This is a genomic window from Aeromonas sp. 25-AL00135 (assembly GCF_054052385.1).
Map to the genome: position 1 here is coordinate 203,629 of NZ_JBSTYQ010000001.1, position 13,426 is coordinate 217,054.

The 13,426-nt window shown below is 57.6% G+C and carries 12 protein-coding genes and 2 tRNA genes; 10 read left to right on the forward strand and 4 right to left on the reverse strand.

What is annotated here, in order from left to right; genetic code table 11:
- Position 1 precedes the first annotated feature (1 nt).
- The 3 genes from ACW5XC_RS00970 to ACW5XC_RS00980 all read right to left on the reverse strand — a co-directional run bounded on the left by ACW5XC_RS00970 (position 2) and on the right by ACW5XC_RS00980 (position 6,642).
- On the reverse strand, positions 2 to 985 hold the full coding sequence (locus ACW5XC_RS00970) for an ABC transporter permease (protein WP_005334871.1): 984 nt from the start codon (positions 983 to 985) through the stop codon (positions 2 to 4).
- Positions 986 to 1,103: 118 nt separating this feature from the next.
- Positions 1,104 to 2,789, reverse strand: a complete 1,686-nt coding sequence (locus ACW5XC_RS00975; RefSeq protein WP_005353816.1) for an ABC transporter substrate-binding protein — start codon at positions 2,787 to 2,789, stop codon at positions 1,104 to 1,106.
- 415 nt (positions 2,790 to 3,204) lie between these two features.
- Complete coding sequence (locus tag ACW5XC_RS00980; protein ID WP_042054502.1) at positions 3,205 to 6,642, reverse strand: ATP-binding protein; 3,438 nt, start codon at positions 6,640 to 6,642, stop codon at positions 3,205 to 3,207.
- Between the two features lie 249 nt (positions 6,643 to 6,891).
- On the opposite strand from ACW5XC_RS00980, the gene ACW5XC_RS00985 reads away from it, so the two are divergent.
- Both ACW5XC_RS00985 and ACW5XC_RS00990 read left to right on the forward strand, forming a co-directional pair.
- A tRNA-Gly gene (locus ACW5XC_RS00985) sits at positions 6,892 to 6,967 on the forward strand.
- A gap of 57 nt (positions 6,968 to 7,024) precedes the next feature.
- Positions 7,025 to 7,098: transfer RNA gene (locus tag ACW5XC_RS00990), tRNA-Cys, on the forward strand.
- A gap of 48 nt (positions 7,099 to 7,146) precedes the next feature.
- Here ACW5XC_RS00990 and ACW5XC_RS00995 read toward each other — a convergent pair.
- A complete protein-coding gene (locus ACW5XC_RS00995; protein WP_005347702.1) occupies positions 7,147 to 7,440 on the reverse strand; it encodes a hypothetical protein in 294 nt (97 codons plus the stop codon).
- Positions 7,441 to 7,652: 212 nt separating this feature from the next.
- Between ACW5XC_RS00995 and ACW5XC_RS01000 the strand changes: the two genes are divergently transcribed.
- The 8 genes from ACW5XC_RS01000 (at position 7,653) to ACW5XC_RS01035 (ending at position 13,361) form a co-directional block, all read left to right on the forward strand.
- Positions 7,653 to 7,853: a YbfA family protein gene (locus tag ACW5XC_RS01000; protein WP_005334863.1), complete on the forward strand. Its 201-nt coding sequence runs from the start codon at positions 7,653 to 7,655 to the stop codon at positions 7,851 to 7,853.
- Between the two features lie 434 nt (positions 7,854 to 8,287).
- Entirely contained in the window at positions 8,288 to 8,551 is a 264-nt protein-coding gene (locus ACW5XC_RS01005; RefSeq protein ID WP_005334862.1) for a BufA1 family periplasmic bufferin-type metallophore, read from the forward strand.
- Between the two features lie 71 nt (positions 8,552 to 8,622).
- On the forward strand, positions 8,623 to 9,471 hold the full coding sequence (gene bufB / locus ACW5XC_RS01010; RefSeq protein WP_042054500.1) for an MNIO family bufferin maturase: 849 nt from the start codon (positions 8,623 to 8,625) through the stop codon (positions 9,469 to 9,471).
- Positions 9,464 to 10,216, forward strand: coding sequence for an HvfC/BufC N-terminal domain-containing protein (locus ACW5XC_RS01015; RefSeq protein ID WP_042054499.1), 753 nt, complete (start codon positions 9,464 to 9,466; stop codon positions 10,214 to 10,216). Before bufB ends, ACW5XC_RS01015 begins: the two co-directional genes overlap by 8 nt.
- The gene (locus ACW5XC_RS01020) at positions 10,213 to 10,656 is read left to right on the forward strand and encodes a DoxX family protein (RefSeq protein ID WP_042054498.1); all 444 of its coding nucleotides are present in this window, start codon (positions 10,213 to 10,215) and stop codon (positions 10,654 to 10,656) included. The genes ACW5XC_RS01015 and ACW5XC_RS01020 overlap by 4 nt, the downstream gene beginning before the upstream one ends.
- Positions 10,657 to 10,753: 97 nt before the next feature.
- Positions 10,754 to 11,233, forward strand: coding sequence for a GNAT family N-acetyltransferase (locus ACW5XC_RS01025; RefSeq protein WP_042054497.1), 480 nt, complete (start codon positions 10,754 to 10,756; stop codon positions 11,231 to 11,233).
- Positions 11,234 to 11,324: 91 nt separating this feature from the next.
- Complete coding sequence (locus ACW5XC_RS01030) at positions 11,325 to 12,626, forward strand: methyl-accepting chemotaxis protein (protein ID WP_042054495.1); 1,302 nt, start codon at positions 11,325 to 11,327, stop codon at positions 12,624 to 12,626.
- A 180-nt stretch (positions 12,627 to 12,806) separates the two neighbouring features.
- Positions 12,807 to 13,361, forward strand: a complete 555-nt coding sequence (locus tag ACW5XC_RS01035; RefSeq protein ID WP_042054494.1) for a DUF3332 domain-containing protein — start codon at positions 12,807 to 12,809, stop codon at positions 13,359 to 13,361.
- The last annotated feature ends 65 nt before the right edge of the window (positions 13,362 to 13,426 follow it).

A 13,426-nucleotide genomic window follows, 5' to 3' on the forward strand; every position in this document is an offset into this window, starting at 1 on the left:
CTTATTTGCCTCCTGTACGCAGACGGGGATCCAGGAAGACGTAGAGCACGTCGGCCAGGAAGTTGAAGCTGAGCATGGTGATGGTCATGATGAGCAGCTGCCCCTGAATGAGCGGGTAGTCGCGGGCCAGAATGCCCTGATAGAGAGTCAGGCCCAGACCGGGATAGTTGAAGATCACCTCGGTGATGAGAGAGCCACCGATGACGAAACCGAGCGCCATGGAGAGGGCGGTGACGCTGGGCAGAATGGCGTTGCGGGCGCCGTAGTTGAAGATCACCCGGTTGCTGGAAAGCCCCTTGGCCTTGGCCATGGTGATGTAATCCTCGCCCAGCAGGTTGATCATGTTGTTGCGCATGGTGATGAGAAAGCCCCCCACCTGCACCACGGCCAGGGTCAGCACCGGCATGATGGCGTGGGTCATGATGCTCTTGATGTGCTCCCAGCCCCAGTCAGCCTTGATCTCCGGGCTGTAGGCGTAGCCGATGGGCAGCCATTCGAGGCTGACCCCGAACAGGAACAGGGCGAGCAGGGAGACCACCACCGGCGGAATGGCCTGCATCACCAGGGTGAGCGGGGAGAGAATGCTGTCCATCCGGCCGCCGCGATACCAGGCGGCGAAGATGCCAACGATGGAACCGAGGGAGAAGCTCAGGATGGTGGAGGTGCCGACCAGAAACAGGGTCCAGCCGATGGCACGGCCCAGCACGTCAGAGACCTGCTGCGGGTAGAAGCGCACCGAGGTGCCGAGATCCCAGGTGAAGACACTCTTCACATAGGTGAGAAACTGGGTGCCGATGGGGCCGTCGACGAAGCCGAAGGTGGCTTTGAGGGCTTCCAGGGCGGCGGGTTCCATCATGGCGCCAGCGCGGGCAAACATCACGGAGACAGGATCCCCTGGCATGGCACGGGGTAACAGGAAGTTGATGGTGGCGGCTACCAGAAAGGCAACCAGGTAGAAGGAAAAGCGTCTCAGTATGAATCCCATGATAGTACCTTTTACTGCAAGTCTGCCCCGCGTCGGGTATAGCGACCCCAACCCCGGCGGTGCCGGGCAAGAAGGGGATTAACGGGGAAGATGGCCCCCCGCAGGGGGCCGGGATTGTTTAGCTGTTTGGCTTGAGGGACAACACGTGCAGCAGACGCTCAGGGGTGTCCGGGTGGAGCTGAGGTTTGGCTACCGGGTTATCAGCACTGAACCAGCCGTTGAAGCGCTTGGTGCTGTACTCGTACCAGGTCGGGTTGTTGAAGACCGGAATGATGGTCTGGTTGGCACCAACACGATCCTGGATGGCGAACATGATCTCCTTCTGCTTGGCCGCATCGGCGGTCTGGGTGAAGTCATCGATCAGCTTGTCGAGCTCGGGATCCTTGTAACGGGGCGCGGCGAAGCGGTTGCCACGGTCGCCCATGTTGCGGGAGTGGAACGCGGTCTCGAAGTACTTGTGCGGGTTGGCACCGGCAAAGTAACCCTGCAGGGCGACATCGAAGTCACCGGTGATCAGGTTCTCGGTCCAGACGGTCGCTTCCGGGGTGGCGGTCTTGGCGTTCAGGCCCAGCGCCTGCAGCCCTTCTACACCAATCTGAACTGTGTTGACCCAGTCGGTCCAGCCGTTCGGCACCAGAACCTTGAACTCGATCTTTTTGCAGCTCGGGGTGTCGAGGAACTTGTCGCCGTCACAATCCTTGTAGCCTGCCTCTTTCAGCAGGGCCTTGGCCCCTTCCAGATCGAACTTGTTGTACTTGCCGTACTTCTTGTCCACTTCCGGGTTGTTCCAGGAATCAAAGGCTTTGCCCAGACCTGACGGATACTCGTTGACGGTGGGGTAGCCGTAGCCCGCGATATCCACCATGGACTGGCGGTCCATCGCCATGGAGAAGGCGCGGCGGAAGTTGATGTCGTTGAAGGCTTCGTTATTGCCCGGGTTCTTGGTCTGGAAGTTGACGTTGAACGCCACGGTACCGGAGGCCGGGAACCAGTATTTGTTGTTCTTCGGATCGTTGCCGACGTAGAGGCGCTCGATATCCGGCACGAAGGAGCCGAACCAGTCGATGTCACCTTTCATGACAGCAGCCAGCACCTGGTCGTTGGTGGCCATCTGCGGCATGCGGATACAGTCGATAGCGAGGTTGGCGTTATCCCAGTAGTGCGGGTTGCGGCACTGGGTGTAGAGCTGGGCGGAGAAGTTGTCCACTTCGGTGAAGGGGCCAGTACCAACCGGCTTGTCGTTGGTGAAGGCAACCGGATCTTTCACCGATTTCCACTGATGCTCCGGCACTATAGGTACCAGCACCAGATCGTTCACCACGTTGGTGTTGACCTCGGTCAGGTCGAATTTGACCTTGTTTGGGGCCAGCTTCTCAACGCTCTTGATCTGGGTCCAGATTGAGCGCTCATCCAGCGCCTTGTTGGCCTTGACCAGATTGAAGGAGAAGATGATGTCATCGGCATCAAAGGCTTCGCCGTCAGACCACTTCACGCCGTCACGCAGATCGAAGGTGACGGATTTCAGGTCATCGCTGAACGCATAGTTGGTGGCCAGACGATAGACGGGTTTGCCCCCTTGCATATCGTTGAAGATCACCAGCGGTTCATAGATGAAGTGACGGGTGGTGTGCAGCAAGCCCGCTTGCAGGAAGGGGTTGAAGTTCTTGACCCAGGCGGTTTCCTGCTGTGCGACCATGGTCAGCACGGTTTTGTTTTCTGCGGCCATGGCGTTACCGGCGGCACCGGCAAGCATCATGGTTCCCAGCATTACAGCGGTAGAGATTTTGGATACTTTGGCAAGCATATGTTTTCCTTTCTTATTTTTTGGCATTCCCGAGGGTTCGCCTTGTTTTGTGTGAGCACCGGTTTCGCATGCTGATGAAATCGGCCCTCTGTGTTGGTCAGGTGTCTAACCTTTGTCGTTCTGTTTTCCAACGCCCTAAGCAAACCAGAATTAACAGGAAAACAACAACTATTGATTTCGTTGTTTTCGTAAAAATTGACGGTATTACGTCAATCTCGTCAAAATGCTTTTTTATCTGTTTAAAATCATTGATTTGTGTTATTTGCTCTCGCGTAAAAAGTGGCTGTGAAAATGGCGTATATGACAAATTTGTGAATTGGATCTGCTCTCGGTTTCGGGGTCGGGCGGGGCTTTGTTTTGCATAAAAAGAAACCAGATTGCCAATTGTGATCCGGCGCCCGTTTAGGGCGCCGTGTCACGGCTTGCGGTTGGCGAGTTGACGCAGGGTCTGGGCGCTGTGCTGCAACTGCTGGCGCTGGTGGTCATTGAGCGGGCAGTGGCCCAGCACATACTCGGTGGTGGCCACGACCGTCTTCCAGCGTGGCGACTTGGGCAGGGTGTCCAGACTCAGGTATTTGTCGAGGGTGCGGGTCTGCGGGCTGGATCTGTCCATATAGACCCGCCACAGCTTGCTCTTCTCCGCCAGCACGATTTTGCCCTTGCCGGTTCCCTGCTGCCAGGCATCCAGGGTGAGCTGCATGGTCTCTACCAGCGCACGGCGCAGCGGCTCGTCATCCTGCTGGCGAATAAGGTCGTCGGCCAGCGAACGGAACTCGCCACCCAGGCGGCTCAGCTCGCCCAGCAGCTGTTCATCTTCGATGATGGCTTGCCGCGAGAGGTTCTTGAGGGCGTTCTCCAGCGCCATTACCCGGTTCTCATCCTGACGCAGCTCGGTACTCAGGGTGAGGGCGAAAGCAGCCTGTCCTCCGAGCGTGATAGGCAGGGCGCGGGCGTTGAGTACATCTTTTTGCCCGGCCACCAGAAATTCCAGATTGTGTTCCCGCTCGCTGGCAAGGTCGGGCCACTGCTGTTGCAGCGGGGTGGCAAGCCACTCATTGAGGGGCTGCCCCTCCATGGCTTCCGGCTCCTGCCCCAGCAGGCGCGCCAGTACCCGGGAGGCAAACAGCACAGTGCCCTGCTCGTCGATAAAGATCATGGGGTCGGCCCCTTCGCCGAGCAGGGCCAGCAGCCGCTGCTGATCCTGATGCAGTCGATCCTGCAGGGTGAGGCGATGTTCGATCTCCTGCTTCAATAGCCGGTTCTCTACCAGCGAGGCGCGTCCGGCCTTGGCCTCCAGCAGTGCCTTGACCCGGGCAAACAGCTCTTCCTTGCAGAAGGGTTTGACCAGATAGTCGTTGGCTCCGGCTCCAAAGCCCTCCTCAATATCCTTGGGTTGGTTAAGGGCGGTGAGCAGCAGCACCGGTAGCATATCTTTCGGGTGCTGCTGGCGCAGGCGGCGGCAGACGTCAAAACCGGAAAGGGTGGGCATCATCACATCGAGCAGGATGAGGTCCACCGGCTCCTCGGCCAGCTTGGCCAGCGCATCGTGACCGTCACTGCTGGGCAGGATGCGGTAGCCGCAGGGCTGCAGCAGATGGCGCAGGATGTGCAGGTTGATGGGCTCGTCATCCACCACCAGAATGAGCGGCGCATCCTCGGGGGGAGGGGGCAGATCGTCGCTCTCCCAGTCCGGCAGGATCAGCGGTTGCTGGCGCACCAGCTGATGCTCGATCTGGCGGCTGTCGAGGGTCAGATTGGCCGCTTTGCCGGTGGCAAGGGGCAGGGTAAAGGCGAAGGTAGAGCCGACGCTCGGCTCACTCTCGACGAACAGCTCGCCCCCCATCAGGTGCACCAGCTGGCGGGTGATGGAGAGGCCAAGGCCGGCCCCCTGCTTGCTTACCTCCGGGCTCATCTGCACCAGCGGCTCGAAGATATGTTCCAGATGATCGGGGGCGATGCCGATGCCGGTGTCGGTGACCTTGATGCGCAGGAAGTTGTTCTCGACGATGGCGCTGAGCACCACCTTGCCCTGCGGCGTGTACTTGATGGCGTTGCCCACCAGGTTGTAGAGCACCTGTTCGAGCCGCTGCTCATCGGCCAGCACCGGCGGCAGTTCGGCCGGGCTGATATCCACCAGAGTGAGGGGTTTGGCCTGCACCAGATGCTGGCAAAGGTCCAGCACCAGCCTGATAACCCCTTTTGATGAGACGGGTTGTGAGTGGATCTCCAGCTGGCCGTAGCGCATCTGGTGGTAGTCCAGCAGATCGTCCACCAGACGGGCCAGGCCGTCGGCGCTCTTGATGATGAGGCCGAGCTGCTTTTGTTGCCCTTCGGTCAGATCCTGCTGGCTGGCGAGCATCGATTCCGCCATCCCCTTGATACCGTGAATGGGGGTGCGCAGCTCGTGGGAGGTGTTGGCCAGCAGTTCATCCTTGAGCTTGTCCGCTTGCTGCAGGCTGAGGTTCTGCTTGTGGGTCAGCTTGACCTGCTGTTGCAGCTCCTGGGTCTGCTGTTCGATCAGTTCGATCTTGTCCTTCACCGAGCGCTGCATATGGCGAAACGCCTCGGCCAGCCGGTCGATATCATCGCCGGTGCGCTCGATGGCGATGGGGTGATCCAGCGCGCCGTCGGCCACCTGCTCGGCCGCTTCGGTGAGAGAGCGCAGCGGCGCCGTGATGGAGTGGGAGAGCCAGCGAGAGAAGAGGATCAGCAGCAGTACCGAACCCGCACCCAGCACAATCACCAGAGTTTCCAGCTGGCGGATCGGGGCATAGGCTTCCCGGGTGGAGATCTCGGCGATAAAGGCCCACTCGGTATCGAACACCTTCACCTGGGTGTAGGCGGCCAGCACCTCGTCATCCTGATAGGAGTGGAACAGCCCGACCCCCTGCTCGCCAGAGAGCGTCTTGGTGATGAGGGGCGTTTGCAGTGGACGGAAGTTGGGGCTGAAGCTGTTCTCGACGCTGAACTCCGGTGCCAGCCAGGCATCGGCGCGCATCCGCTTGTCGGGGCCGATCAGGATGGTCTCGCCGGTCTCGCCCAGCCCCTCCCGCTCCGCCATGATCTGGTTGAGCTTGTCCGGCAGCAGCTCGAAAATCACCACACCGCGCACATAGTCGTACTGCATCACGGGTGCCGCCATGTAGGCGACCACCTGCCCGGTCAGCTCGTTACGGCCAAAATCGGTGAACTCGAAGATCTGCTGCGGTTTCTGGCCGCCATCAAGGCGGCGTTTGATCTTGGCGAAGGTCTGGCCCAAGCCACTGCCCTGATAGGGGCCGGAGAGCAGATTGGTGGCAAAGTTAGGGTGCTTGGTGACCGAATAGACCACATCACCGTTGAGGTCCACCAGAAAGATGTCGCTGTAGTTGGACTTGCGCACCATGTCGGCATAGCCGCGATGAAAGCGCTGGTGCACCCGGCCATACATCTCGTCGGCGAGGATCAGCGCGGTGATGGAGGGTTCGATCTCCACCTGACTGTCCGGTTTGCGCAGTTGATCCCAAGAGCCGGGCAGATAGCGGGCCTGGGCGCGGCTGCGGGCCTCCTGCGGCGTGGTACCCAACTTCTCGAAGGCGCCGGTAAAGCCATAGAAACGGCCGATACTGTTGCCGGCAAAATCCTGCTGGGAGAAGTTGATGATCTGCTCTTTGAGGTTGTTGAAGTAATCCTCGAGCTGACTCTTCTTGATATTACGAACGGAGACCAGATGGTTGGAGGTCTGGGTGGTGAGATCCTTGCCGTGGCTGTATAGGAAGAAGAGGGTGATGACCAAAAAGGGCACCATGCCCAACATGAAAAAAGCCAGCATTAACTGCGGCCTGAGCCCACGAAGCGTGAAGATCCATTTCATCTTGTGATTTTCAATTGAGAATCCGGTTATTAAGCCGCTCAAGTCTCGAACGAAAGCGTAATCATTTCAACGACTTTATCCCAAATTCGCTTGGTGGGTCACAGCTGGCTGGAGAAAAATGCAGCAAGGCGTTTAAACCCTGAGCAAACAGTCTGCATCAGGGCTTAAATTGCGAAAAAGGGGTTGTGCTGGCGCTCGTGGTACGTATAATGCGCCTCGTTGTCAGGCAACTGGCACGAAAGCAGTAACGCGGGAATAGCTCAGTTGGTAGAGCACGACCTTGCCAAGGTCGGGGTCGCGAGTTCGAGTCTCGTTTCCCGCTCCAATTTTCCATCGCACCAACGATGGAACTCACTTTCAAGACAATCAGTCTTGTCAGCATGGCGCGTTAGCAAAGCGGTTATGCAGCGGATTGCAAATCCGTTTAGTCCGGTTCGACTCCGGAACGTGCCTCCATCTTTTCTCTGTTTATATCAATAATTACTCTTCGAGTCTGAGCATTGGTCAGTATCCTTGCTGTACCAGTAACTGTTCGCAGCCAGCCTGTTTCCACTCGCGCTCGAGATAGTGGCTCACATCCGCCATGTTTTGCCCCCGATATTGAAACTGCACCTCGGCACTGTGCTGGTTGAGATCCGCAATCCGTTGCTTCAGTGTGCCGCATTGCCACAGGCTGACGGTGGGCACGCCCCGTTCGGCCAGCACGATGGCATCTTCCCGATTCAGTTGCCACTCCTCCAGTTGTGCCCGTGTCAGGGCAACCATCAGCACCAGCAGTGCTACTTCAGGCAGTTTCATGCGTGTCTCCCTACTGCATGTTTTTCCCCTGATAACTGTGGCAAAGCGCACGATTTTCGCAAGTTTGTTAACTGTTGGTTAATGACGTAACCCGTTTTCAGTATTTCCCGTTTTTCACCATTTTTTTATAAAAAAATGCGTTGGTGATGTAGTAATCCTACATGGGGTGGGGTAATCTTTGCTCAGTGGTCTTACCAGTAAGGAGTTACATCATGTTTCATCCCTTTTCCCTGACTCAGATTATTCTTCGTCGCATTTATGTATTGCTGGTGGGCATTCTGGCTTTCCCCGTGATGCTATTTCGCAGCGATCGTGCCCGCTTCTACAGCTATCTGCACCGGATCTGGAATAAAACCAGCACCAAACCGGTGTGGCTCAAAATGAGCGAGCGTGGCGAGCGGATCTTCTACTAAACCCCATTCGCACCATGTGCAAAAAGAGACAGCTTTGGCTGTCTCTTTTTTTATCTGCTTGCCGCAACTCCTAGCTCCCAACACCACTCCGATTGTTGATTTATTGTTTCTTTAAAGTTGCATCCAGCCCTGCCTGTTGGCGGGGCTTTTTTATGTCTGACGCATCTCTTTTGATGGAAGCAGTGAAGAAGATTAACGGGATGAAAGCACCATATGGCACTTTCCTCGTTCATTAATGGGTGGTCGTCGAGAAATTTTCAATTATGAAATAGCTGTTTAAAATCAATTGATTGTGTGTTTTCCTTTGGTTTTTTTAACTCTTTTTGTGTTTTTTTTGAAAGGGAATATCCCGTTTGCCGGTTCTATTGCAGGTACCCGGTTGCGACAAATCGGGGATATCAGCAACATCCAACGACATCAAAAGGAACATGAACATGAATGTTAAAAAAAGCACTGCTATCGCCTCCGCCATGACCGGTCTGCTGGCGCTGGGCGCCCAATTTATCGCGGCGCCAGCCATGGCTGCTGATGAAAAGGAGAAGTGCTACGGCGTGGTCAAGGCCAGCAAAAATGACTGTGCGACCAAGAGCAGCTCCTGCGCCGGTACCGCCAAGGAAGATGCTCAGGGTGATGCCTTTGTGGTGATGCCCAAAGGGCTGTGCGAGAAGCTTGTCGGCGGTTCGCTGCAACCCAAGTAAGAGACATCGGGCAGGGGATGGCCAATGGGTCGCCCCTGCATCTTCTCTGATTGGCGAAAGCGAGTCTTGCGATGAACCCTTTGATTGGTATCGGATTACGCACTCCCCATTACGATGAGATCCGGCAAACCCTGCCGGCAGTCGGTTGGCTGGAGGTGCACAGTGAAAATTACTTCGAACGGCACAGTCACGGTTTTCAGGTGCTCGCCGAACTGGCGCAGCACTACCCCGTCAGTCTTCACGGCGTTGGCATGTCCCTCGGTTCTGCCGACCTGCTCGATCCACACCATCTGCAGCAGTTGTCGACACTGGCCGCGGCGATCAAACCGGTACGGATCTCCGAACATCTCAGCTGGGGCAGCATTGGTGGGCGTTACTTCAACGATCTGCTGCCGGTGCCCTATACCCGAGCCTCCCTGCGCAACATGCGCGACAAGATCCAGCAGGTACAACAGACCTTGGGTTGCCGCATGTTGATTGAAAATCCCTCTTCCTATCTGCAGCTGACCGGGGAGATGAGCGAGTGGGAATTTCTGGCCGAGCTGCAGCAGCGCAGCGGGTGCGGCATCCTGCTCGACCTCAACAATCTCTATGTCAGTGCCTTCAATCACGGTTTCTCTTGCGATGAGTATCTGGCGGCGATCGATCTCGCCACCGTCGGGGAGATCCATCTGGCCGGTTATACCGAGAAGCAGCTGCCGGAAGGCTCTCTCTATATCGACACCCACAGCGCCCCTGTGGTGGCACCGGTCTGGGAACTCTATCGCCAGATCTGCCGCAAGCAGGCCATTCCCACCCTGATTGAGTGGGACCTCGAGATCCCGCTGCTGCCGGTCTTGCTGGCAGAGGCGGCGCAGGCCAGTGCCATTCTGGATGAGGCGCGCGCCATGAGTGCGCCACGGGAGGTGGCCTATGGCTGAGCTGGCACAGCTGCAACAGCATTTTGCGGATGGTCTGCTGGGGGCGCCTGACGCCATTGCCCCTCACATCAGCTCCCGGCTCTTTTCTGCCGAATCTGTGCTGCAGGTCTATCGCAACCACTTCATCCTGAGCCTTGGCGAGGTGCTGGCGAGCAGTTATCCCGCCGTCAAGGCCATGGTCGGGGATGACTTTTTTGCAGCGGCTGCTCGTGGCTTCGTATTGGCCGAGCCCCTCAGGGAAGGGGGCGTCATGCACTATGGCGCCGGATTTGGCCAATGGTTGGCCCGCTTGCCGACTACAACCGGACTGCCCTGGCTGGAGGAGCTGGCTCAGTTCGAATGGCAGCTTGAGCGTGCCAGTCTGCTGCCGCTGGAATCACGCTGCTGGCCAGCCGAGCGTCTGGCCGCATTATCGCCGCAACAATGGGAGCGGCTGCGACTCTTGCCAGCTACGGATCTGCTGCTGGTTGCCAGCGATTATCCGGTGCTGGCCCTGTGGCAGATGGCGCTGCACGGTGGTGAAGCGGTGGAGGTGCTTGATGCCCCCGTCTGGTTGGCATTGAAGAAACAGCCGGATTGCCGGTTTGCCCCCTTGCCCCTGACGGCTGGTGAGTGGGCGCTGCTACAGGGTTGTCTCGCTGGTACGGCGCTGGGCGATCTGCTGGCGGCCGACCCTGCGGCCAGTGAACATCTCACTCGCTTGGTAACTCTTGGTCTGCTGGTGGATATGGAGGTGATGCCATGATGGCAAACAAATGGCTGGCGCTGGCCAGCTCGAGTGGTGATTTGCCGCGCTGGAGCAGCGCTGGTGTGCTGTTGCTGGCGCGGCTTTGGGTCGCCTCGGTTTTTTTCACTTCAGGCTGGCTCAAGCTCACAGCGTGGGATTCCACCCTCTATCTGTTTGAATCCGAGTATCAGGTGCCCCTGCTGCCCTGGTTGTGGGCTGCCTATCTGGGGACGGCGACCGAGTTGTTGCTGCCGCTTTTCCTGCTGGCGGGGCTTTTTACTCGCCCGGCTGCCTTGCTGCTGTTTGGCTTCAATATCATGGCGGTGATCTCCTATCCGACCCTCTGGGCGGGCGGCTTTTACGATCACCAGCTGTGGGGCTGGATGCTGCTGACTCTGATCATCTGGGGCGGCGGTGTGCTGAGCCTGGATTATTGGCTGACTCGTCGCAGCCATTGATTTATCAGTGATTTCCCCAATGACAAAGAGCGCCACAAGGCGCTCTTTGTCATAATGACGGCCGGCGAAATTTCCCATGAGAGAAAAGGAGCAGCCAATGATCATTCGTCAGGCAAGGGCCGCAGATATTCCCGCACTGGTGGCGCTGCGCATGGAGCTGTTTTGTGAGGTCGGTGAGCTGGTGACGCCGCAGGCAGACCCGGCCTTGTGGCAGGCCACCCTTGACTATTTCACCCGGGCGATAAGTGAAGAGAGTGCTTTATCCTGGCTGGCTGAGGCCGATACGCAGGAGGGCTGCAAACAGATCGTGGCAGCAGGGACGCTGGCATTGTTTGAACGGCCGCCCTATCCCGGCAATCTGGCGGGAGTGGAGGGGTACCTGCTCAACATGTATACGCGGCCGCAATGGCGCCAGCAGGGGATCGCCACGGCGCTGCTCAATGCCATTACAGCCTTCGCCAGATCGCGTCAGCTGGGCAAGGTGTGGCTCCATGCCAGCGAGCAGGGGCGCCCTCTCTATGAGCGAATCGGCTTTGTCGCCAATCCGGCCTATCTGGAGTGGGATCTGGCACCTTAATCGATGGGACCCCGTTATCCCTCTGCTTTCTCGTCTAAAGTTCATGCAGATGTGACGTAGTTGTAAACGGGTAACAGAGGGGCAGGGCAAGATGTTCAACTTCAAACTCAAAGCGGAATTACAAGCGTGTCAAATGCAGTTGGCCCAGGCCCAGGCATTTATTGATGCAGTAAAAGTCGGTGTCGCTACCATCAGTTTCACTCCAAGCGGCGAGATCCTCGAGGCGAACCCGCTGTTTCTGAGTGTGGTGGGCTATAGCGAGCAGGAGGTGATTGGTAAACACCACCGGATCTTTTGTGATGCCCACTACGCCCAGTCATCCTCCTATGCCCAGTTTTGGGAACAGTTGCGTCAGGGGCATTCCCACAGTGGCATCTACCAGCGCATTGACAAACATGGCAGGGAGTTGTGGCTGGAGGCTACTTACTTCCCGGTCAAGGTTGAGGGCAAGGTGGTCAGGGTCGTCAAGATAGCCTCCGATATCACCGAGAGTTATCAGCAGTTGAGTCGTCAGAAAGCGATCATCTCGGCACTCGATCGGGCGCTCGCCATTATCGAGTTCACCCCCAAGGGGGAGATTGTGACGGCCAATCAGAATTTCCTCTCCTGCGTCGGTTACTCCCTTTCGCAGCTCAAGGGGCAGCATCACAGGCTGTTTTGCGATGAGAGCTTCTATCGCGAGCAACCCCACTTCTGGGACGATCTGGCCCACGGCCAGCTCAAGTCGGGGCTGTTCAGTCGTCGTGACAGCCACGGCAACGAGATCTGGCTGGAGGCTACCTACAACCCCATCAAGGATGAGAGCGGCAAGGTGGTCAAGGTGATCAAGTTTGCCAGTGAGGTGACAGAGCGGATCAAGCGCTCCCAGGCAGTGAGCGAGGCGGCCAACATAGCCCAGACCATTTCGCAGGAGACCACCCGCTTTGCCGAAACCGGGTCTGAACTGCTGGCGGCATCGGTTGCCATCTCCAGCGCCATTTCCGAACAGGTGAGTCGCACTTCCGGCCTGATTGGCCAGCTCAATGAGCAGTCGAAAAGCATTGAAGCCATTGTCTCGACCATCAGCAGTATTGCCGAGCAGACCAATCTGCTGGCCCTTAACGCAGCTATCGAGGCTGCCCGGGCCGGCGATCAGGGGCGCGGCTTTGCGGTGGTGGCCGACGAGGTACGTCAGCTGGCTGCGCGCACCTCCCTCTCGACCGGCGAGATCGCCAGCGTGGTTCAGAAAAACCGCGAACTGACGGCCCAGATCACCGGCAACATCAATGAGGTGGCCACCAGTGCCCAGCGTGGCAAGGAGCAGATCGGCGAGGTGAGTGGCGTGATGTCACAGATCGAGCAGGGCGCCATCAATGTGACCGAGACAGTCTCCAATCTGGCCATCGGCTCCTGACGGTTATTGATTGTTGAATGAAGCACCGATCGGATGATAATCCCATCGGTGCTTATTTATTGCGCACTTGATATGCCAATCTGAACCCCTCCTGTATCGTCCCGCCATTGTGAATTGTCCTCTTCTGGCCCCTTGATTAGGCTTGCCGCCTCATTTATTTCCGAGCAGGAACAGAACACGATGGCATTACAACAGAAGGGGCGGGCAATGGCCCTGCTGGTTATGGTCGCGAGCATGGGTCTGGGTGGCTGTATGGGGCAGATGGGGCTTTCCGGCATGGTCACCAAGGGCAACCTGAGCGTGGTGGATAACCGCTACGCTCGTGCCGGGGTCTTTATGCTGCTCTCCCCTGTCTACGGTCTGGCCGCGACCGCTGACTTGTTTGTGTTCAATACCATCGAGTTCTGGTCTGGCAAAAACCCCATCACCGGCAAATCTCCGGCTGTGGTGGACATGAGAGCCGATCCGGTGATCAAGGTGAACCAGCATCTGGATCCGGCCCTCAAGAAGGTGCCGTTGGCCATGCTGCCACAAGGGGTGCGCGAGGTGGAGATCAGCTACCCGGACGAGCATACCGCCCAGATGGAGGTGCACTATCTGGATGGCCGCCGCAGCATGATGCGTGGCGAAAAGCGTGGCGAGTTGATGGATATCTACTTCGATGGCCGCTTTGTCTCTACCCTGAGCCGCGCAGAGCTGGAAGAGCGGGCTAATCAGGGCAAAGCTGCTGCCTAAATTCAACTGAATCCAGATCGTTCCAGCTTCAGATGGGGTATACCTAATCTGCTGGCAAAATCGCC